Source organism: Methylogaea oryzae (genome assembly GCF_019669985.1).
Taxonomy (GTDB): Bacteria; Pseudomonadota; Gammaproteobacteria; order Methylococcales; family Methylococcaceae; genus Methylogaea; species Methylogaea oryzae.
In genome coordinates this window covers 3,708,816-3,726,925 of record NZ_AP019782.1, presented here as the reverse complement: position 1 = coordinate 3,726,925, position 18,110 = coordinate 3,708,816, and the positions used below count along the sequence as shown (strand labels likewise).

17 protein-coding genes are annotated in these 18,110 nt (G+C 65.1%); 9 read left to right on the top strand and 8 right to left on the bottom strand.

What is annotated here, in order from left to right:
• Positions 1-74 precede the first annotated feature (74 nt).
• The 3 genes from K5607_RS16580 (at position 75) to K5607_RS16570 (ending at position 3,915) form a co-directional block, all read left to right on the top strand.
• Positions 75-2,501 (top strand): Lon protease family protein, encoded by a 2,427-nt coding sequence (locus K5607_RS16580; protein WP_221047670.1) that lies wholly within the window; start codon positions 75-77, stop codon positions 2,499-2,501.
• Positions 2,494-3,276 carry a hypothetical protein gene (locus K5607_RS16575; protein WP_221047669.1) on the top strand — a complete coding sequence of 261 codons (783 nt, stop codon included), beginning with the start codon at positions 2,494-2,496 and terminating at the stop codon, positions 3,274-3,276. Before K5607_RS16580 ends, K5607_RS16575 begins: the two co-directional genes overlap by 8 nt.
• A gap of 129 nt (positions 3,277-3,405) precedes the next feature.
• Entirely contained in the window at positions 3,406-3,915 is a 510-nt protein-coding gene (locus K5607_RS16570) for a DUF2628 domain-containing protein (protein ID WP_221047668.1), read from the top strand.
• A 21-nt stretch (positions 3,916-3,936) separates the two neighbouring features.
• Here K5607_RS16570 and K5607_RS16565 read toward each other — a convergent pair whose 3' ends face one another.
• The 7 genes from K5607_RS16565 to K5607_RS16535 form a co-directional block, all read right to left on the bottom strand.
• Positions 3,937-4,683: a zinc ribbon domain-containing protein gene (locus K5607_RS16565; protein ID WP_221047667.1), complete on the bottom strand. Its 747-nt coding sequence runs from the start codon at positions 4,681-4,683 to the stop codon at positions 3,937-3,939.
• Between the two features lie 41 nt (positions 4,684-4,724).
• A complete protein-coding gene (locus tag K5607_RS16560) occupies positions 4,725-5,585 on the bottom strand; it encodes a response regulator (RefSeq protein ID WP_054774855.1) in 861 nt (286 codons plus the stop codon).
• 142 nt (positions 5,586-5,727) lie between these two features.
• Positions 5,728-7,179: an efflux transporter outer membrane subunit gene (locus K5607_RS16555; RefSeq protein WP_246598905.1), complete on the bottom strand. Its 1,452-nt coding sequence runs from the start codon at positions 7,177-7,179 to the stop codon at positions 5,728-5,730.
• 53 nt (positions 7,180-7,232) lie between these two features.
• Positions 7,233-8,144, bottom strand: a complete 912-nt coding sequence (locus K5607_RS16550; protein ID WP_221047665.1) for an efflux RND transporter periplasmic adaptor subunit — start codon at positions 8,142-8,144, stop codon at positions 7,233-7,235.
• Complete coding sequence (locus K5607_RS16545) at positions 8,134-8,871, bottom strand: ABC transporter ATP-binding protein (RefSeq protein WP_221047664.1); 738 nt, start codon at positions 8,869-8,871, stop codon at positions 8,134-8,136. Before K5607_RS16545 ends, K5607_RS16550 begins: the two co-directional genes overlap by 11 nt.
• A 5-nt stretch (positions 8,872-8,876) precedes the next feature.
• Positions 8,877-10,037 (bottom strand): ABC transporter permease, encoded by a 1,161-nt coding sequence (locus K5607_RS16540; RefSeq protein WP_221047663.1) that lies wholly within the window; start codon positions 10,035-10,037, stop codon positions 8,877-8,879.
• Between the two features lie 9 nt (positions 10,038-10,046).
• A complete protein-coding gene (locus K5607_RS16535; RefSeq protein ID WP_246598904.1) occupies positions 10,047-10,667 on the bottom strand; it encodes a CerR family C-terminal domain-containing protein in 621 nt (206 codons plus the stop codon).
• Positions 10,668-10,809: 142 nt separating this feature from the next.
• Here K5607_RS16535 and K5607_RS16530 point away from each other — a divergent pair, with 142 nt between their 5' ends.
• Entirely contained in the window at positions 10,810-11,922 is a 1,113-nt protein-coding gene (locus tag K5607_RS16530; protein WP_221047661.1) for a glycosyltransferase family 4 protein, read from the top strand.
• Here K5607_RS16530 and K5607_RS16525 read toward each other — a convergent pair.
• On the bottom strand, positions 11,904-13,022 hold the full coding sequence (locus K5607_RS16525; protein WP_221047660.1) for a glycosyltransferase: 1,119 nt from the start codon (positions 13,020-13,022) through the stop codon (positions 11,904-11,906). The two genes, K5607_RS16530 and K5607_RS16525, sit on opposite strands and share 19 nt — an antisense overlap.
• A 99-nt stretch (positions 13,023-13,121) precedes the next feature.
• On the opposite strand from K5607_RS16525, the gene K5607_RS16520 reads away from it, so the two are divergent.
• The 5 genes from K5607_RS16520 to K5607_RS16500 all read left to right on the top strand — a co-directional run bounded on the left by K5607_RS16520 (position 13,122) and on the right by K5607_RS16500 (position 18,058).
• A complete protein-coding gene (locus K5607_RS16520; protein ID WP_221047659.1) occupies positions 13,122-13,889 on the top strand; it encodes a hypothetical protein in 768 nt (255 codons plus the stop codon).
• A 175-nt stretch (positions 13,890-14,064) separates the two neighbouring features.
• Positions 14,065-14,340 carry a hypothetical protein gene (locus K5607_RS16515; protein WP_221047658.1) on the top strand — a complete coding sequence of 92 codons (276 nt, stop codon included), beginning with the start codon at positions 14,065-14,067 and terminating at the stop codon, positions 14,338-14,340.
• Positions 14,341-14,439: 99 nt separating this feature from the next.
• Positions 14,440-16,284: a thiamine pyrophosphate-binding protein gene (locus tag K5607_RS16510; protein WP_221047657.1), complete on the top strand. Its 1,845-nt coding sequence runs from the start codon at positions 14,440-14,442 to the stop codon at positions 16,282-16,284.
• Positions 16,285-16,378: 94 nt separating this feature from the next.
• Complete coding sequence (locus tag K5607_RS16505) at positions 16,379-17,191, top strand: citryl-CoA lyase (RefSeq protein ID WP_221047656.1); 813 nt, start codon at positions 16,379-16,381, stop codon at positions 17,189-17,191.
• 57 nt (positions 17,192-17,248) lie between these two features.
• Positions 17,249-18,058 (top strand): citrate/2-methylcitrate synthase, encoded by an 810-nt coding sequence (locus tag K5607_RS16500; RefSeq protein ID WP_054773586.1) that lies wholly within the window; start codon positions 17,249-17,251, stop codon positions 18,056-18,058.
• The last annotated feature ends 52 nt before the right edge of the window (positions 18,059-18,110 follow it).

The following is an 18,110-nucleotide window of genomic DNA, read 5'->3' as shown; positions in this document are numbered from 1 at the left end:
CGGGTTAATATGCATGAGCGCCAGCCGGCTGGCAAAAGTTTTCCGTTTTCAAACCACTCGAGCAAGCCAAAGCCATGGATCAATCCTTCCCCCCCTTGGAGAGCCGGCAACTATTTACTCCCTGCGACGCCGACCGTCTCGGTTTCGACACCACGGAAGAACTGGCCGATGTCGAGCTGGCCATCGGCCAGGCGCGCGCCCTGGAGGCGATCCGCTTCGGCGTGGAAATCCGCCAGAAAGGCTACAACATCTTCGTGCTGGGGCCGGCCGGCGCCGGCCGCCGCACCGCGGTGGACCAGGCGGTGGCGCGCCAGGCGGAGGGGCAGCCGGTGCCGTCCGACTGGTGCTATCTCAACGATTTTGCCCAGCCGTCCAAGCCCAAGGCGCTGCGCCTGCCGGCCGGCATGGGCTTCGGCTTCCGCCAGGAGGTGGAGAAGCTGGTGGAGGATTTGCGTTCGGCCATTCCCGCCGCTTTCGAAGGGGAGGAATACCGCGCCCGCGCCGAGGAAATCGAGGGCGAGGCGAAGGAGCGCGAAGGCGCCGCGCTGCACGAGTTGCGCCAGGAGGCCCGGCGCAGCCGCATCATGCTGGTGGAAACCCCCACTGGTTTCGCTTTCGCCCCGGTGGACAAAGACGACGACGTGCTCAGCCCTGACGAGTTCAAGAAGCTGTCGGAGGAGGAGCAACGCGAAGTGCGCGACGTGGTGGAAAAACTGCAACAGGCTTTGCAGAAGCTGTTGCGGCAATTTCCCGGCTGGCGCAAGGAGGCCAAGGAAAAAATCCGCGGCCTCAACCGGGAAATCGTCGGCTACGCCGTCAGCCATTTGATCGACGCGGTGAAGCAGCATTTCCTGGAACAGGAGGAGGTGATCGGCTATCTCGAGCAGATGGAGCAGGACATCGTCGAACACGTGGAAGACTTCCTGCCGCGTTCGGACGCGGCCGCCGTGCTGCTGGGCCAGACCCAGCAAGGGAATCCTTTCCAGCGTTACCGGGTGAACCTGCTGGTGCATCACAACGGCGAAAAGAGCGCGCCGGTGGTGCACGAGCCCCTGCCGACCCACGCCAACCTCATCGGCCGGGTGGAATACCACGCCCATATGGGCGCGTTGTTCACCGATTTCACCATGATCAAGGCCGGCGCCCTGCACCGGGCCAACGGCGGCTATCTGATCCTGGACGCCCTGGCGCTGTTGACCCAGCCTTTTGCCTGGGATTGCCTGAAGCGGGCGCTGCAAGCGGGCGAAATCGCCGTGGAAAGCCTGGAGCGGCGGCTCAGCCTCATCAGCACGACGTCGCTGGAGCCGCAGCCGATTCCCTTGGACGTGAAGGTCATCCTGATCGGCGACCGCCGGCTGTATTACCTGTTGACCATGCTGGACCCGGAATTCGCCGATCTGTTCAAGGTGGCGGCGGATTTCGAGGAAACCATCGATCGGAGTGACGACGCTCACGCCTATTACGCCCGCGTCATCGGCAGCTTGGCGCGGCGCGACCAGCTACGTCCGCTGGACAAGCAGGCGGTGGCGCGGGCGGTGGAACACGGCGCGCGGCTGGCGGAGGATGCGGAAAAACTCACCACCCACCAGCGCAGCTTGGCCGACTTGCTGAAAGAAGCCGACCATTGGGCCGGCAAAGCCGAAAGCCGGATCATCGGCCGCGAGCATATCCAGCGCGCCATCGACCAGCAAATTCATCGCGCCGACCGTATCCGCAAGCACATTTACGAAGCCATCGAGCGCGGCATCCTGTTCATCGACACGGCCGGCGCCGCCGTGGGCCAGGTCAACGGCTTGTCGGTGCTGAGCCTGGGAGATTTCAGCTTCGGCCAGCCTTCCCGCATCACCGCCACCACCCGCCTGGGCGCGGGCAAAGTGATCGACATCGAGCGGGAAACGGAGTTGGGCGGTGCCATCCATTCCAAAGGCGTGCTGATCCTGTCCAGCTTCCTGGCGGCGCGGTATGCCCGCGAGCGGGCCTTTTCCGTGGCCGCCAGCCTGGTGTTCGAGCAGTCGTACGGCCAGGTGGAAGGGGATTCCGCTTCCTTGGCGGAGCTGTGCGCCATCATTTCCTCCTTGGCCGAGTTGCCGATCTTCCAGCATTTCGCCGTGACCGGTTCGGTCAACCAACACGGCCGGGTGCAGCCCATCGGCGGCGTCAACCAGAAGATCGAAGGCTTTTTCGACGTATGCGTCGCGCGCGGCCTGGGGGGCGAGCAAGGGGTCATCATTCCCGCTGCCAACGTCAAGCACCTGATGCTGCGCCAGGACGTGGTGGACGCTTGCCGCGACGGCCGATTCTGCGTGTATGCCGTGGACACGGTGGATCAGGCGCTGGCCCTGCTGATGGGGATGCCGGCCGGCGAGCGCGACGACAGCGGCGCCTATCCGGAAAACAGCGTCAACGGCAAGGTGGAGGCGCGCCTGCTGGCGTTCGCCGCCATCCAAAAGGAGCTGGCGCAACCGCCGGCCAAGGACAGCGAGGGCGGCAATCATGGCTGATACGGCCGGCTGGCGTATTTTGGTGGCTTTGGACGCCACCCGGCATAACCCCGCCGCACTGGAAGCCGCCACCCTGCTGGCGGCGCGCACGCGGGCGGAGTTGTTGGCTTTATTCGTGGAGGACCTCGGACTGTTCCATCTGGCGCAGCTGCCTTTCGCCATGGAAACCGGGCGCGGCGGCAAGCCGGGCCGGTCGCTGGACGTGGAGCGGGTGGAGCGGCTGCTGCGCGGCCAGATCGGCCGCTTGCGCCAGGAACTGGAACAGGCGGCGCTGAAGCAACGCATCCGCTTGAGTCAGCGCACCGTGCGCGGCCGCTACTTGTCGGAAGCCTTGGAAGCGGCCGAGGGAACGGATGTGCTGTTTCTTTGTCGAACCGGCGAATCACGGGTGGCGTTGGGCGCCGGCGGCTCGCCGGTCCAACCGCGGGTCATGGGCCGGGCCGCCGTATGGGCGGTGTATGACGCCAGCGCCGCCGCCGGCCGCGCTTTGCGCGTGGCCGGCGAGATTGCCGGCGCGGAAGAGCGCCGGTTGATCGTGTTGTTGCCGACGCAGCGGGAAACCCTGGCGGAAAGCTGGCGGCAACAGGCGCTGGCGAGCGAAGATTTGCACCAAAACGCCAGCCAATTTATAGTCATCGCCCCCGAAAGGTGCGCCGGCGCCTTGGGGGATTTGACGGCGGACCGCTGCCGCTTGTTGGTGGCCGGCCGCGACGACCCGGTTTTGCAAGCAATCCTGACGAGGGATGTGAAATGTCCGGTGGTGCTGGTCTCCTGACCGGCGCTGCAACCATCGGCGGAGGCTTACCCGTGGCCTTTTTAACGACCAAGCCGTGTCGTCCGCGCGGCTGATGTAGAGGGGAGCGCATCGCTCCTACGTGAATAAGACGGGACGGTGAGAAAAGCGATGAATTACCACTACGAAACCGCCATCGGCGATCTCCATACACAAGAGTATTTAAGGCGCTTCGCCCGCTACGACAAGCGCGGCGGCTGGTACGTGCCCAGTTGGAGTTGGCCGGCTTTCCTGTTCATGGGGGTTTGGGCGCTGTATCGCAAGATGTACAGAAATTTTTGGTATTTCGCCGTCATCTTCGGCATTTTCTCCTTTGCCGAAGAGGCTAGCGGCTTCGAAGACCTGTTTCTTCTAACCTGGGTTGTCACGGCGATTTTTTACGGCTTTGCCGGCGATTATTTCTATTACCGCCATATCCGCAAAGTGCTGCAAGAGGCCGAGCCGCTGAGCGCCACCGAGCGCCTGCCGTTTTTGGAAAGCCGGGGCGGCATCAAGCCTTGGGTGCCCTGGGTCTTCGGCTTTTTCGGCGTCATCGGCGCAGCCATCGCCATCAGCATTCCGCTCTACGATTATTTCGACAAGAGCCACCACCGCACCACGCTGTACCAGCCGAAAAACTGAGGTTACGCCCGCTCGGCGGCCTCAACCGGCCGCGTCCAGGCGGCGGTATTGCCGCCGCAGCAGGCAGGCGGCCCAGGCGCCGGCGCACAGCAGCGTGACGATTCCCGCCCAGCGCGTCGCCCTGCCCAGGGTTTGCGCTTGGCGCAGCAGCCCCGTGGAACCCAGCAGGTAAATCCAGTCGTGGTCGCCGTCCTTGCCGGTCAGGCCGGACAGCAGCATCAGCTGCGGATCCAATGCGTCGTAAACGTAAGGCGCCACATCCAACAGACTCGCTCCCAGCAGCCATAGGGCCAGCGCAGCGCCGAAATTGTCCCGGCGTTCGCGGATCAGCGCCACGCCCAGCACCACGGGCATGAGCAACTGGCCCAGGGTGCCGCCCAGATAGGTGACGAATTCGCCGAAGGGGCGGAACAGCACGTGGCCGGCTTCGTGGAACGGCAGGAGGATGTTGTGGACGAAGGAAGCGCCGATGGCGCCGTTGCCGATGTCGAGCCAGGCCAGTTGCCAACCCCAGGCGGCGAAAAACACGAAAGCGGCGGCGCGCGCCCGGAATTCCAGGGGACTCACGCGTTCCGGCGTTTCCAGCAGTCGCCGCGCCAGCCCGGCGGCCCACGCTTTGGGGCGCGACGGCCTTTGCTGCCGCCGTCCGGCCGGAGTCCGCGCCGCGTATTTGGCCAGAACCAAGCCGCAGCCCGGACAGGCCGCGGGCAGGGATTGGTTCTCCGGCAGCGGCGCGTGGCCGCACTTTGGGCAAAGCCGATAGTGCATGGCGGGTCGCTAAAGGCCGTCTTCCGCTGCAAACGGCGGGGTTACAGCGTTCTTACCCGCTCGTCGATGCCTTCCGCCACGATCGCCAGGTAGTCCTTCAGGCGGCCGTAGGCCAGAGGATCGTCCTTGGGCATGTTCTTGGCGACCAGGGTGACGTGGTCGTAGCAGAGCGCACTCTGGCTGCGGTAACTGTACAGGCGTTCGCCGAGTTGCGTGATGGTGTCGAGCAGGCCCTGCTCCATGTCGTTGCATTCGCCCCGGCTGGAGCGGTTGACCACCGTGTCGTCCCGCCGTAGCTGCAGCACGCAGTCCATACCCAGCTCGGCCAGTGCTTCGAATACCAGGTCGGGAATGTCCTCCGGCGTTTTCACCCCGAACAGGCGGCGGAACAGTTGGATGATGAGGCCCATGGCGGCCAGCTCGCCCATGGCGGCCATGGCGACGTAGGTGGCGGTGCTGGCGTGCAGCTGCGCTTGCGCCACGGCGTGCCGCTGCCGCAGCAACAGGTCGATTTTGCGATGCAGGTCTTCCGTGTCGAGGGTCTTGAGCAAAAAATCGCTGGCGCCCGCTTCGTAGGCGGCCAAGCGGTCTTCCACGCTGTCCCGCTCCGCCAGGAAAACGATGGCCGCGTTCCGCGCCCCCTCCAGTTCTTTCAGTCGCTGGGCCAATTCCAGCCCGTCCATATCCGGCAATTGCCTGCCCAGCAGGACGACGTCGAGACTCGGCAGGTCGGGGATGGTCGCCAGCGCTTGGGCGGCGGTGGCGGCGGTGCTGACGGAATAAGCGCGCTCCTGGGAGGCGAGCCGCTGGCCGATATGGGCGCCGTCGGCGTCGATCAGGAATACGTGGCGGTTGGTTACGTCGTTGCCGGGCGACGCCTCCGTGGCGGTGATGGTGGTCATGCGATGGCCCTGCTGGTTCCGGTGGGTTGGCGAACGGGCGGCTGACGCGGCCCTTTGCGCGAGTCGCCGCCATTTTTGTGCATCTTGCCCGCTAAAAATAGGATGCCGATGCCATCGGCACAAATTCATTCGCGGCGGTGCGTCACTCGGCGGTTTTTTCCAGCGCCTGCCAACCGCCGCCTAGGGCTTTGTACAGCGCCACCAGGTCGGCGGCAACCTGGGCTTGGTTTTGCGCCAGTTGGCTTTGCGCCGTGAACAGGCTGCGCTCGGCGTCCAGCACGTCCATGAAGCTGGTCAGCCCTTTGCGGTAGCGCTCCATGGCTAACTGCACGGCGGTGTCGGCGGCTCGGTCCGCCTGTTCCAGCGCCAGGCCGCGGCGGCGGTCTTCGTAGTGGGCGGCCAGGGCGTCCTCCACGTCCTGCAGGGCGTTCAAGACGGCGGACTGGTAAGCGTGCAGCAATTCGTCCCGTTGCGCTTCCTTGGCCTCGATGTTGGCGCGGATGCGGCCCCAATTGAATAAGGGCATGGTGGCGGCGGCGCCCATGGCCCAGCTTTTGCCCACCGGCGTCACCTGCATCAAGTTGGGATTTTGCAGGCCCAGCCAAGAGGTGAGGTTGAATTTGGGATACAGATCGGCGGTGGCGACGCCGATTTGCGCCGTGGCCGAGGCCAGCTTGCGTTCGGCGGCGCGTAGGTCGGGGCGGCGGCGCAGCAGGTCCGAGGGCAAATCGGCCGTCGCGTCGCCGGCGGCCGCGGGCACCGCGCCGGGTTGGGACAATTCCGCCGCCAGGGCGTCCGGCTCCCGTCCCAGCAATACGCCCAAGGCGTGGATGGCCTGCTTGGCGGCCAGCTCGTGGGTGGGCAGTTGCGCGCGGGTGTTGGCGACCACCGATTCCGCCTGGGCCACGTCCAACTCGCTGGCCAGGCCCGCTTGGCTGCGGACGCGGGTCAGCCGCAGCACTTCTTCCTGGGCTTGCAGGTTGTCGCGGCTGATGGCCGCCAGCTGTTGGCTGACGCGCAAATCGATGTAGCTGCGCGCCACGTCCCCGAACAGGGTTACCAGCACGTTGCGGCTGTTTTCCCGCTCCGCTTCCAGGTCGGCTTCCGCCGCCTCCACCCCGCGGCGGATGCCGCCGAACACGTCGATTTCCCAGGCGGCGTCGAAGCCGGCCTGGAAAATATTGCTGATGGTGCGGCCGGCGCCGCCGAAACCGGTGGTCGATGCGCTGGTGCTGCCGGCGGTGTTGGCGCCGGGGCTGCCGCCGAAACTGTTGCGGCGGCGGTTGATGGAGCTGCGCGCCGACAGGCTGGGCAGGCCCGCGGCCACGGCCATGGTGCGTTGCGCGCGGGCAGCGCCGATGCGGTCCAGGGCTTGGCGGTAGTCCAGATTGCCGGCGGCGGCCTGTTCCATGAGTTTTTCCAGCATGGGGTCGCGGAAGGTTTTCCACCACGCCGCTTCGACGGTGCCGGCCGGCGCTTGGCTTTCGTGCCAGCGCTCCGGCAGCGGCGTCCGCGGCGCTTGGTAATCGGGGCCGACGGCGCAGCCGGCGAGCAGGGCGGTTAACGTGTAGGGTACGCACCGCGTGCCGCGCAAGGCCGTAAGGTACGCGGTGCGTACCCTACGCGCCATCGGCCATGGTCTCGGCATCACCGCCCTTCCTCCCCATCGGCCGGCGGCGCTTCGATGTACACGTCCATTTGCTGGCCCACATAGGCCGGCAGCTTGGCCGGGTCGAAGCTGTACAGCGCCTGCAGCACGCGGGTGTCGACCCGTTCGGCGGAGTCGCCGGTGAGGGAGCGCTTGGGCACCACATAGGGTTCCACGTAAGCCAGGGTCAGCTCGGCCTTGAATTTAGGATTGCCGCGCAAATTCGCCATGGCGCGGGCGTCGCGGCGGAATCGCCAGGCGTCGTTTTCGTCGATGTCCACCCGCACGTGCAGCTGGTCCAGGTTGCCCAGCACCATGGGCGGATCGGCTTGGGAGCCTGCGGCGGCGAATTCGCCGGGACGCACATTGGCTTGCAGCACTTCGCCGTCGGCGGGGGCGCGGATCAGGATGCGATCCAGGTCGGTGCGGGCCGCGCCCAGTTGCGCTTCCGCTTGGTCCACCTGGGCCTTGGCGATGGCGACGGCGTTGCGGCGCCGTTCCAGCTCCTCGGTGCTGATGGCGCGCCGGTCGGTGATGGACTGGGCCAGCCGCAGCTGGGTGGACGCGTCGTTCAGTTGGGCGCGGGCGTGGCTGACGGCGGCCTGCGCCAGCGCTTCCTGGGCTAGGTATTGACGGTCGTCCAGCCGGAACAGCAGATCGCCCGCCTTGACCCGGTCGCCCACTTTCACCGCCACTTCGGTTACCACGCCGGACAAGGGCGTGCCGATCTGGATGTTGCGGTTGCGCGCTTCGACGATCCCGGCCCCGGCGATGAACGACGCGAACGGCGCCGCCGGCGGCTGGACTACGGGTTGGGAAGGCGGTTGCGGCTGGTTGCCCTGGACGACGGTGATGATGCCGAACAGGAAGCCGGCCAAGGCCAGGGCGGGGAGCAGGTATTTACGCAACATGGGGGGTATCCTCCCGGCGGGCGTTGGGGGCTTGAGTGGTGACGCTTTCGATGTGACCGTCGTCCATGCGGGCGATGCGGTCGGCGAAGCCGAAAATGCGGGCGTCGTGGGTGACGATGACCAGGGAGCGGTCGTGGGTCATGGCCACTTCCCGCATCAGCGCCATGACCTTGTGGCCGGTTTCGTGATCCAGGGCGCTGGTGGGCTCGTCGCACACCACCAGGCGCGGGTTGTGCACCAGGGCGCGGGCGATGGCGACCCGCTGCTGCTGGCCGCCGGACAGCTGCGCCGGCAGGGATCGGCCCCGCTCGCCCAGTCCGACCCGATTCAGCATTTCGCCGGCTTTTTGCAGGGCCTGGCGGCGCGGCGTGCCGTTGATGATGAGGGGCACGGAGACGTTCTCCGCCGCCGTCAGGGTCGGCAGCAGGTTGAAGGCTTGGAACACGAAGCCGATGTTGCGGGCGCGGTAGTCCAGCTTTTCCTTGTCCTTCATGTGCAGGAAGTCGCGGCCGAAGACCTCGCAACTGCCCGTGTCCTGGTCGAGGATGCCGGCGATGATGGAGATCAGCGTGGTCTTGCCGCAGCCGGACGGTCCCACCAGCATCAGCAGTTCGCCCGGGTGGACTTCCAGGTCCACGCCGCGCAGGGCCGGCACCTGGCTGTCGCCGGTGTCGTAGGTTTTCGCCACGGCTTGGCAGCGCACGGCGGGTTGGGAGGTGGCGTCCATGGGGGTTAGCTCTTGAATACGATGGCCGGTTCCAGCCGGATCACTTTGACGATGCTGAGCAGGGCGGCGAACATGCAGATCAAGGTGACGCCGGAACCGCTGAACAGAAGCAGCTGCCAGGGGAATTTGAACGCCAGGATGGAGTTGCGCATGGCGTAGCCGAAAATGGACGTCAGCCCGACGCCCAAGCCGTAGCCCAGGCTGCCGACCACCGCCGCCTGCAGCAGTATCATCTTCAGCAAGGTGCCGTTGCCGGCGCCCATGGCCTTGAGCACGCCGAAGTGGCGCAGGTTCTCTCGGGTGAAGCTATAGAACGTCTGGCCGGCGATGGCGGCGCCGACGATAAAGCCCAGGGTGACGGAAATGCCGAAGTTGATGGGGATGCCGGTGTTTTTCAGGAAGTAATTGACGGTGATGTCCTTGAATTGATCGCGGGTATAGGCCGCCAAGCCCGTGGCGGCGGTGATGCGCCGGGTCAGCTCGTGCGGGTCGACGCCCGGCTGCGCCTTGACCAGCACGAAGGACAGCAGTTTTCTTTCGCGCGGGGCGAAGCGGGTGGCGCGGGAATACGTGGTGTAAACCACCGGCTGGGATTGGAACGTGCGCGTCGCTTTGGCGATGCCCACCACCACGGCGCGGTGGTCGTTCAGTTCCAGCGTGTCGCCGACTTTCAGCGGCACCGGCTTGCCGCCGGGCACGGCCGGCGGTTTGGCCAGCTTTTCCCGCGCGCCGTCGATGTCGACGATGACGCTGTCGCTGCGGCGCAGATCCTCCACCCGCCCTTCCAGCATCACTGCCGGCCCGCCCACCAGGGTGGCGTCATCCAGTCCCACCACGTTGCAAGTTTGGAACATGCCGTTGGGCAAGCGCGCCTTGAGCAGGCCTTTGTACAGCGGCATGGCCCAGTCCACCCCGGCCACGCCGCGCACGCGGTACAGCTCGGTGTCCTGCAGCGGTTTGATGTCGTCGACGAACTGCACTTTCGGGTCCATCACCCACACGTCCGGCAGGGCCAGGTCGGTGATGAAGCTGTAGGAGCGCGCCATCAGCCCGACGAAAATGGCCGGTTGCTGGGTCATGATGAGGGAGGCGAAGGTCAGGCCCAGCACCATGCCCAGGTATTTGCCCCGGTCGCCCATGAGCATTTGCAGTGCGATGCGGTACATGGCGGACTCCTAGGAGAAGGCGCGCAAGCCGGCCAAGCTGAAAGCCACGATATGCTCGGCGGTGCGCTCGATTTCGTCCGGGCCGGCGATCAGCTCGGGGCAGGCTCGGTCGATGACGGCACGGCCGTGGCGATACATCAGGCATTGTCCCATGATGCTGAGGGCGCAACGGCTACTGATGCTTGGATCGGTGTCCGGCCCCAAGAGTTCGGCGACGATGTCGTGCAGCAGGATGCCGTGGGGAATCAGCGTGGTGGCGACGAAGCCGTCGATGGCCGCGGTCGGTTCGGTGATTTCCCGTGCGATCAGGCGGCCGTGCCAGCCCAGTTGGCTTTGGTCCAGCAAACGCCGCAGAAAGTTGCCGATGTAATGGCGCAAGCGCTCTTCGGCGCTGCCTTCGGCCAGGGCCAAGGGATAGCGGGCGTCCGCTTCGCGGTAGGCGTAGGCCAATGCTTCGCCGTACAGGGCTTCCTTGCCGCGAAAGTGGTAATTGACCGCCGCCACGTTGACCTCGGCGTGGCGGCATATCTCCCGCACCGTGGCCTCGCGGAAGCCTTTTTCGGCGAATACCTGGCCGGCCGCTCGCAGCAGGCGGTCGCGGGTGGGATCGGTGAGGGAATCTTCGGTCAAGGAGAATGCCTTAAACAGCTGTTTGAAACGATGATATGAAACCGTTGTTGGCATGGCAAGCGGATTCGATGGCGCCGGCGTTTTTGCCGACTCCGGCCCAGGCTCGTTACACTGCCCCGATTCTTCATGCGTCAGGGGTTCCATGCCGGCCGATCCGTTGTTTTTCGTGACGCCCGCCTACGGCCGTTCGGCCGGGGGAGGTTTGGGCGTCAGCGCGGAGCGCATCGCCCGGCATTTGGCCGGGGCGTTTTCCCTGCGGGTGGTGACCCTCGCGCCGCAACTGCAACCGTGGACCTACCAGCGCGGCGAAGTCCGCGGTGTCGAGTTGCTGCAGCTGGGGCATACGGGAAATCCGAAGACGTTGCTGCAATTCCTCGCCGACGTGTTGGAGGCGGAAAGCCGGCATGCCGCCAATCCGCGATTCCTCGGCTTTTACTGCAACGAAATGGCCTATGCCGTGACCTTGGCGGCGGCTCGGCATGGCGCCGCGCCGTTGCTGTTCGCCCGCGGCAACGACGTGGATTTGGACGTGTTCGGCGAGTTCGCCTTCCACATCCACCATGCCATGGGCCGGGCCCGGCGGGTGTTCTGCGTCAGCCGGGAAATGGCGGCGAAGGTGCGCGCTTTTTGCCCCGGCGCCAAAGCGTCCTACCTGCCCAACGGCGTGGATACCCACCGTTTCGCCTTCCAGGAAAACGACACGCCCCATGCCCGCCCTGTCGTCGGCTTGTTCGGCGACGTGAAGCAGAAAAAAGGCTTGGAATTGCTGTTGGCCGCTTTGGACTTCTCCCGCTTCGACCTGCGCATCGTCGGCCAGCTGCGCGAGGAAAACCGCAAGCTGCTGCACGGCTTTCTGACCCTGCGCCCGGAGTGCCTGCCCCACGTTGACCTGCATCCCTATACCGACGACGAGGCCATGCTGCGCGAGCACTACCGCCAGGCGGACATCGTCTGTATTCCCTCCCTCCACGAAGGCATGTCCAACGTCATGCTGGAGGCCATGGCTTGCGGCAAGCTGTGCGTGTGTTCGGCGGTGGGCGGCGCCTTGGACGTGGTGCGCGACGGCGACAACGGGTTTCTGTTCGAGCCGCGCTCGGCGCAAAGCCTGGCCCAGGCGCTGGATAAGGCGGCGGATTGCCTGCGGAGCGGCTCGGCCGCCGTGCGCCGCCGGGCGCGGGCCACGGTGGAAGGCGAATTCAGCGCCAAGCGGGAAGGTCGGCGCTGCCGCCGCGCGGTTCAGGCGATGCTTTCGTAAATCGCCAACAGCCGCCGGCTGCATTCGTTCCAGCTGGGGAGATCGTCGAGCGAGTCCCGCACGGCGCGCCGCATGGCGGGCAATTCGGCGCGGCGCCGGTGCAGTTCCTCCAGGGCGCCGCTGAAGCCCTGCAAGCTGTTGGGCGTATAGAGCACGCTGTTGCGCTGGTGCTGGAGCATGGCCCGCACCGCCGCCAAGTCCGGCGCCACCGTCACCAGGCCGTGGGCCAGGTAGTCCATGATCTTCACCGGACAACAGCCCTGCTCGGCGTTGCGCTCGGTTTTCAGCAGCGGCGCCAGGCCGGCGTGATAGTGGCCCAGCTCCCGTTCCAGCCGGCCCCGCTCCAGCGGCGGATGCAGCCGCACTTGGTCTTCCAGGCCGTAGCGGATCAGGCGTTTCTCCGCCCAGCGCAGCCATGCCCGTTGGCCCACGCCGTAAATGTCCAGTTCCCAGCGGCCGCGCAGCGGGGCGAAGGCGCGCAGGGACCACAATATGCCTTGCCAGGGATGCAGCGTGCCCAGGTACACCGCCCGCAGCGGGCCGTCCGTGGCCGGCGAGGGCGTCGGCGCGACGGGGTCGTAGCCGTTGGGGATGACGTTGATGCGGCCGGGGTCGCGCACCCGGTAGCGGCTGAGCAGGCATGTGCGGATTCGTTCCGACGGGCAGACGATGGCGGAGGCGTGGTCCAGGCAGCGTTGCTCCCATTGCCGCAGCACCTCCAGCACTTGCGGGCCGGCGTCGCGGTACAGATAGGGCAGTTCGACGGACGGCAGGCCGTTCACCTCGTACACGCTCGGCAGCCCCGTTTGGCCCGCGAGCAGTCCTTCCCAGGGCGTACGGAAGTGGAACAGCGCCGGGCGGATGTGCCGCAGCCGGTAACGGACGAATTCGCGGAAGGCCAGTCCGCGGCGCAGGTAGTTCTTCTCCCGCAAGGCGGCGGTGATATGTCGCAGGCCGGCTTGAGGCGGCAGGGGCGTGTCGCCCAAGGTCAATAGGGTGAGGTCGTGCCGGCCCATCACCTCCCGGCAATTGGCCAGGATGTGGGTGGAGGCGGCCTTGAAGGAAGGCACCTCGTCGAAACTGGCATAGACTATGCGCATGAAAATGGTCGGCCAAGGACGGACCACGCGGAATATACCGCGGTTCGCCGTTGAAATCGCGGCCTAGCCGCCAAGCTTCGCTTTTGAGGAGGGACCGTCGTGCTGCGCAAGCTGATCAACCGCTTCAATCCCACGCGCCAGTTGCCCCAAGCCATGCGCCGCTATCTGGCCTTGCCCGGTTATCTCTGGTTGGGCTGGGTGGTCGCCTCCGGGCTGATTTTGTTCGTCGGCGCCCAGGTCGAGGCCACCGCGCCCGACGCTGCCCCGCCGGCATCGTCCGCGTCGCCGCCGGTCGCCGACGACGGCGGGCAGCCGTCGGCCGATGCTCCCGCGGCGGAGCTGCTGCCAGCGGTTCCGGCCGACGGGGCGACGATCGGCGTCAGCGGTTCCAGCGCTTTTTCCATACGCCGCAGCGGCGGGCGATGGCTGGTGGACGCGGCGGGCGCGCCGCCCCTGGAACTGGCCGGTGGCGGCGAGGAGTGGCGCATGCTCGACCGGGACGGGGCCACGGTCTATCGGTTGAAAACCAGGACGGCCGAGGAGGGCAAGTTGTACGACGCCGCCGGCGTGTTCCGCTGGCGCGTGAAGTGCGGCGCCGAGGAGGGAGAAGAGGCTTGCAAGCTATACGATGCCGCCGGCGACAAACAGCTGCGGGTGAAAATCAAGGCGGACGGTTTTAATGTGTATGGGGCCGGCGACCGGCGCATCTACCAGGGCAAGCTGAAAAGCGGCCGCTACCAGGTTCGCGACGAGACCGGCGCCGCGGCCCTCGATATCGAAGGCGCGGCCAGTTTGAAAGCGGCCGCCTTGCTGGCGCTACCGCTGGAGGTGCCGGTGCGGGTGCTGTTGTGGGCCCATTCTCCCTGAGTCGATCGGCGCGGTTGTCGCCCACGATGATTTTCAGCGGGCATTAAGGGGTGGGCTGCTGTTATAGTTGCCCCGATCCCCATCAAGGTAGGTTACGATAACCATAGGGATAGTAAGGGCAAGGAAGCGTTCGGGTATATAAGAAAAACGCAAACCCTTATAAAGTCGATCCTCCATGGCTGCAATTCGCCACATCGCTCCGCTTTCGCCGGTTGTTCGAGTCCGCGCCGCAATGGCGCAGGGGCGAAGCCCGGCTGGCGCCGAGCCGACGCCGTTTCGCGGCGGCCGCGATGCGCCCGGCATCTCCCCCGCTAATAAAGCCCCTCGCGGTAAAACGCCGGCCATGGTCGCGCCGATCAGCCCCGCGAAGGCCGGCGGGATTTCCCGCGATTTTTTCCGGCCGGCGCGGGCCATTGCCGCGAGATTCCACTATTGGGGATGCGTCGACTAAATTAACGCTGCCGGCGGCCAACCGCGGCAACAACAACGACCGATGGAACCGCATGAGCGGTAAATACGATTTTTTCGTAAAACGGTGGTAAGGATGAAAATGGATAGCGTAATAGGCAAGCCGCCGCCGGCGGATTTCGATGCCGCTTCGCCCGAGCCGCAAGCGCGTCTAGTCACGCGCTTAGCCGACCTGCTGGTCGATTATCTCCAACAATTGTCGGTGGAATTCGTTTTTGGCGTGCCGGGCGGGGCCATCGAAGAGCTATACAATGCCTTGGCCAGAAGCCAGCGCCGGGGCGGCCCCCGGTCCGTGGTCGCCCGGCACGAAGCCGGCGCCGCTTTCATGGCGGACGGCTATTTCCGCGAGACCGGCAAGCTGGGCGTGTGCTGCGCCACCACAGGTCCCGGCGCCACCAACCTGATTACCGGCGTGGCCTCCGCCTATGAGAACCAGGTTCCCATGCTGGTGATCACGGCGCAGACGGCGTTGTCCCACTTCGGCAAGGATGCGTTTCAAGAGTCGTCCTGTACCGGCGTCAATACGGTGGGGATGTTCCAGTTCTGCACGCGCTACAACACGTTGATTTCCCATCCGGACCAGTTCGAACATAAGCTGGCCAGCGCCGTGATGGCCGCTTTCCGCTCGCCCGCCGGTCCGGTTCATTTGAGCATTCCCAAAGACATACTGGCCGTCCCGGCGCCTAAGGACACTCCTTGTTTCGACTTGGCGGCGTTGCTGACGCAGCCCACTTTGTTCGACGCGGCGGCGACCGACGCGTTATACGGACACCTGACCCAGGCCAGGAAAGTCGTCCTGATGATCGGGTCGGGATGCAAGGACGCCATCGGCAGCGTGTTGGAATTGGCGCTGGCGTTGGGCGCCCAAATCGTCGCCGCGCCGCACGGCAAAGGCTTGATCGATGCGCACCATCCCTTGTTTCGGGGCGTCATCGGGTTCGGCGGGCATGAAAGCGCCAGAATGGCGCTGTTGGATCGGGACGTCGATACGATTCTCGCCATCGGCACCAACTTGGGCGAATGGGCCAGCAATGGCTGGGACTCCGACGCCTTGCTCAATAGCCGGTTGATCCACGTCGACAACAACGAAGAGCACCTGACCCATTCGCCCATGGCGAGAATGCACGTGCGCGGGCACCTGCTGACCGTAGTTCGCTACTTGTTGGAGCGCGTGCGGCAAGACCGGCCTTTCGGGGAGGCCGTCGCCGGCAGAAAAGAGGATGCTGCGCCGTCCGGCGTCGTCACGCCGCTCGCCCTGCCGTTTCAATTGGACGACGAAGCCGCCTATCGCTCCGACGCCACCCCGATAAAGCCCCAGCGGCTGATGCGGGAGCTTGCCAAGCGTTTTCCACTGAAGACCCGGTTTTTAGCGGATACCGGCAACAGCCAAGCGTGGGCCATCCACTATTTGCATCCGCCGGGGCGGCGCGTCACCGGCCAACGGGATTGCTGCGTGGGAAATTTCCGCGCCTATCTCGAGTTCGCCTCCATGGGGTGGGCCATCGGCGCGGCGGTCGGCACGGCGCTGGGCTGCCGCGCGACGCCGGTCGTGTCCATTACCGGCGACGGCAGCCTGCTGATGAGCGGCCAGGAACTGACCGTGGCGGTGCAAGAGAAACTACCGGTTATTTTTGTGGTGCTTAACGACGCGGCCTTGGGCATGGTTAAGCACGGCCAGCGCCTTGCGGGCGCCGAAGCCATCGGATTCGAACTGCCGGAAGTCGATTATGCGGCGATGGCCCAAGCCATGGGCGCCCAGGGCTACACCATTCGTTCGCCGCAAGACTTCGATGCGCTGGACATCGACGCCATGTGCGAGCGTTCCGGGCCCACTTTGTTGGATGTGCATGTCGATCCGGAGGAAGTTCCGCCCATCGCCACGCGCATGAACGTATTGGGGGGATCGGAGCCGGGAGGTGTCGCGTGATCCGGACGCCGGAATATTTCGCCGAATGCCGGCGTGCTTGGCGTTTTCCCATGCGTGTTACGATTTCAGAAAAGAATAATCAGGGCCGCCCCGCATGAACGAATCCCGCGAAGTGATCCATAGCCGAATTTGGGAGGAAACCCCGGAGGCAGACAATCCGTTTGCCGCCGCCGCTTGTTATTGCTCCGGTTACGACGTGTACGGCGACCTGCTGGGCAAAGCGAGCTGGGTCGAATACCTGTATCTGCTGTTCAAGAGGGAAAGGCCCGAACCGTTTCAAGCCGCCCTGCTGGAAACGCTGGCAGTGGCCTTGGCCAACCCGGGGCCGCGCGAGGCCAGCGTCCATGCCGCCATGAGCGGCGGCGTGGGCGGTTCAACCCACGCCTCCTGCCTGATGGCGGCTTTGGCGGTGGGGGCCGGCCAGTACGGCGGCGCCCATGAGGTCGCGCTGGCCGTGGCGTGCTGGCAGGCTTGCGGACAAGACTCGACGAAGTGGCGGGATGCGTTACGGCATCCCGCCCAAGAGGAGCGGGCCGATATCTGGCCCGCCATGGAGCACCCGCCCGGTTTCGATCCGCACGGCGCCAGCTGCGCCACGCCGGTACGCCAGACCCTGGACGCGCTGGCGCGTTGCCATGCCGCCGGCGCGCTGGGCTGGCTGCAAACGCACCGGGAGTCGCTGGAAGCGTCGGCCGGCTGTCCACTAGCCATGAGCGGCGTGGCCGCCGCGGCCATGCACGACCTGGGCTTGGACGCCGACCAGGCGGAGATGCTCTATCTGTTGCTGCGCCTGCCGGGCGCCGCGGTGCATGCCCTGGAGCAGCGCGAATACGGCTGGCGGCGCTTCCCGTTTTTCGCCAACGGGCTACGCCTGACCAACGACCCCGGTCCGGTCGGCGAAATCTGAGACTCGGCATAAAAGACAGGGCTAGAATCCCTGCAAAATTAACGAGGGATTAGGTCTATGCAAGGTCCAACCAAACTGCTGGAAAACGAGGACAACTGGGTTACCGATATGGGAGCGTGGTTTCCGGCCGAGCGGGTGGTATTTCGCGGCAAAGACTTATTTCGCGAGCTGGGCGATTTGCCGTGGATGGGATTGCTGCTCTACGGCATCACCGGACGCGTCCCGGACGAAAAGCAAATCCGTTTGTTCGACGCCATGTGGGTGCTGTGCACCAGCTATCCCGATCCCCGCTTATGGAACAACCGCGTCGCCGCATTGGCGGGAACCGCCAGGAGCACGGCCTTGTTGGCGCTGGGGGCCGCCAACGCCGTTTCCGAGGCGTCCCTCTATGGGCGGAGACCCGGTATCCGAGCCATTGATTTTCTATTGCGTGCCAAGCAGCAACTGGATCAGGGCGTCGATTTGAAACGCGTTGTTGCGCTTGAGTTGGAAAAGCATAAGCGAATATACGGATATGGCAGGCCAGTGACGGATCAAGACGAGCGTATCGTCCCTCTTTTGACGTTTGCGGCAACCTTGGGCTTTTCCGACGGCGTTTATGTCGGCCTCGCCTTTGCCGTCGAAGAGATTCTTTTAGCCCGGCCGAAGCCGCTGCATATGAACATCGCTATTGTGCTCGCGGCGTTAGCGGCGGATCAGGGGCTTACGCCGCATGAGTATTATCGCTTTATGGCGTTAAGTTTCTCAGCCGGCATGACGGCTTGTCATGTCGACGCTATGCAAAAACCTGAAGGAACCCTATTTCCTTTGTCTTGCAAGCGCCTGGCTTATTGTGGTGCGCCGCGACGCGTATGGGAAAGTGTTTGATTTTCTTGAAACGTTGGCCTTAAACGTGGCTGTATAGAAAACAAAGTATGTG

Bases quoted from the DNA above. Each gene is read 5' to 3' on its own strand.
- K5607_RS16580 (WP_221047670.1), top strand. From the start codon at position 75: ATGGATCAATCCTTCCCCCCCTTGGAGAGCCGGCAACTATTTACTCCC.
- K5607_RS16575 (WP_221047669.1), top strand. From the start codon at position 2,494: ATGGCTGATACGGCCGGCTGGCGTATTTTGGTGGCTTTGGACGCCACC.
- K5607_RS16570 (WP_221047668.1), top strand. From the start codon at position 3,406: ATGAATTACCACTACGAAACCGCCATCGGCGATCTCCATACACAAGAG.
- K5607_RS16565 (WP_221047667.1), bottom strand. From the start codon at position 4,683: ATGCACTATCGGCTTTGCCCAAAGTGCGGCCACGCGCCGCTGCCGGAG.
- K5607_RS16560 (WP_054774855.1), bottom strand. From the start codon at position 5,585: ATGACCACCATCACCGCCACGGAGGCGTCGCCCGGCAACGACGTAACC.
- K5607_RS16550 (WP_221047665.1), bottom strand. From the start codon at position 8,144: ATGTTGCGTAAATACCTGCTCCCCGCCCTGGCCTTGGCCGGCTTCCTG.
- K5607_RS16545 (WP_221047664.1), bottom strand. From the start codon at position 8,871: ATGGACGCCACCTCCCAACCCGCCGTGCGCTGCCAAGCCGTGGCGAAA.
- K5607_RS16540 (WP_221047663.1), bottom strand. From the start codon at position 10,037: ATGTACCGCATCGCACTGCAAATGCTCATGGGCGACCGGGGCAAATAC.
- K5607_RS16530 (WP_221047661.1), top strand. From the start codon at position 10,810: ATGCCGGCCGATCCGTTGTTTTTCGTGACGCCCGCCTACGGCCGTTCG.
- K5607_RS16525 (WP_221047660.1), bottom strand. From the start codon at position 13,022: ATGCGCATAGTCTATGCCAGTTTCGACGAGGTGCCTTCCTTCAAGGCC.
- K5607_RS16515 (WP_221047658.1), top strand. From the start codon at position 14,065: ATGGCTGCAATTCGCCACATCGCTCCGCTTTCGCCGGTTGTTCGAGTC.
- K5607_RS16510 (WP_221047657.1), top strand. From the start codon at position 14,440: ATGGATAGCGTAATAGGCAAGCCGCCGCCGGCGGATTTCGATGCCGCT.
- K5607_RS16505 (WP_221047656.1), top strand. From the start codon at position 16,379: ATGAACGAATCCCGCGAAGTGATCCATAGCCGAATTTGGGAGGAAACC.
- K5607_RS16500 (WP_054773586.1), top strand. From the start codon at position 17,249: ATGCAAGGTCCAACCAAACTGCTGGAAAACGAGGACAACTGGGTTACC.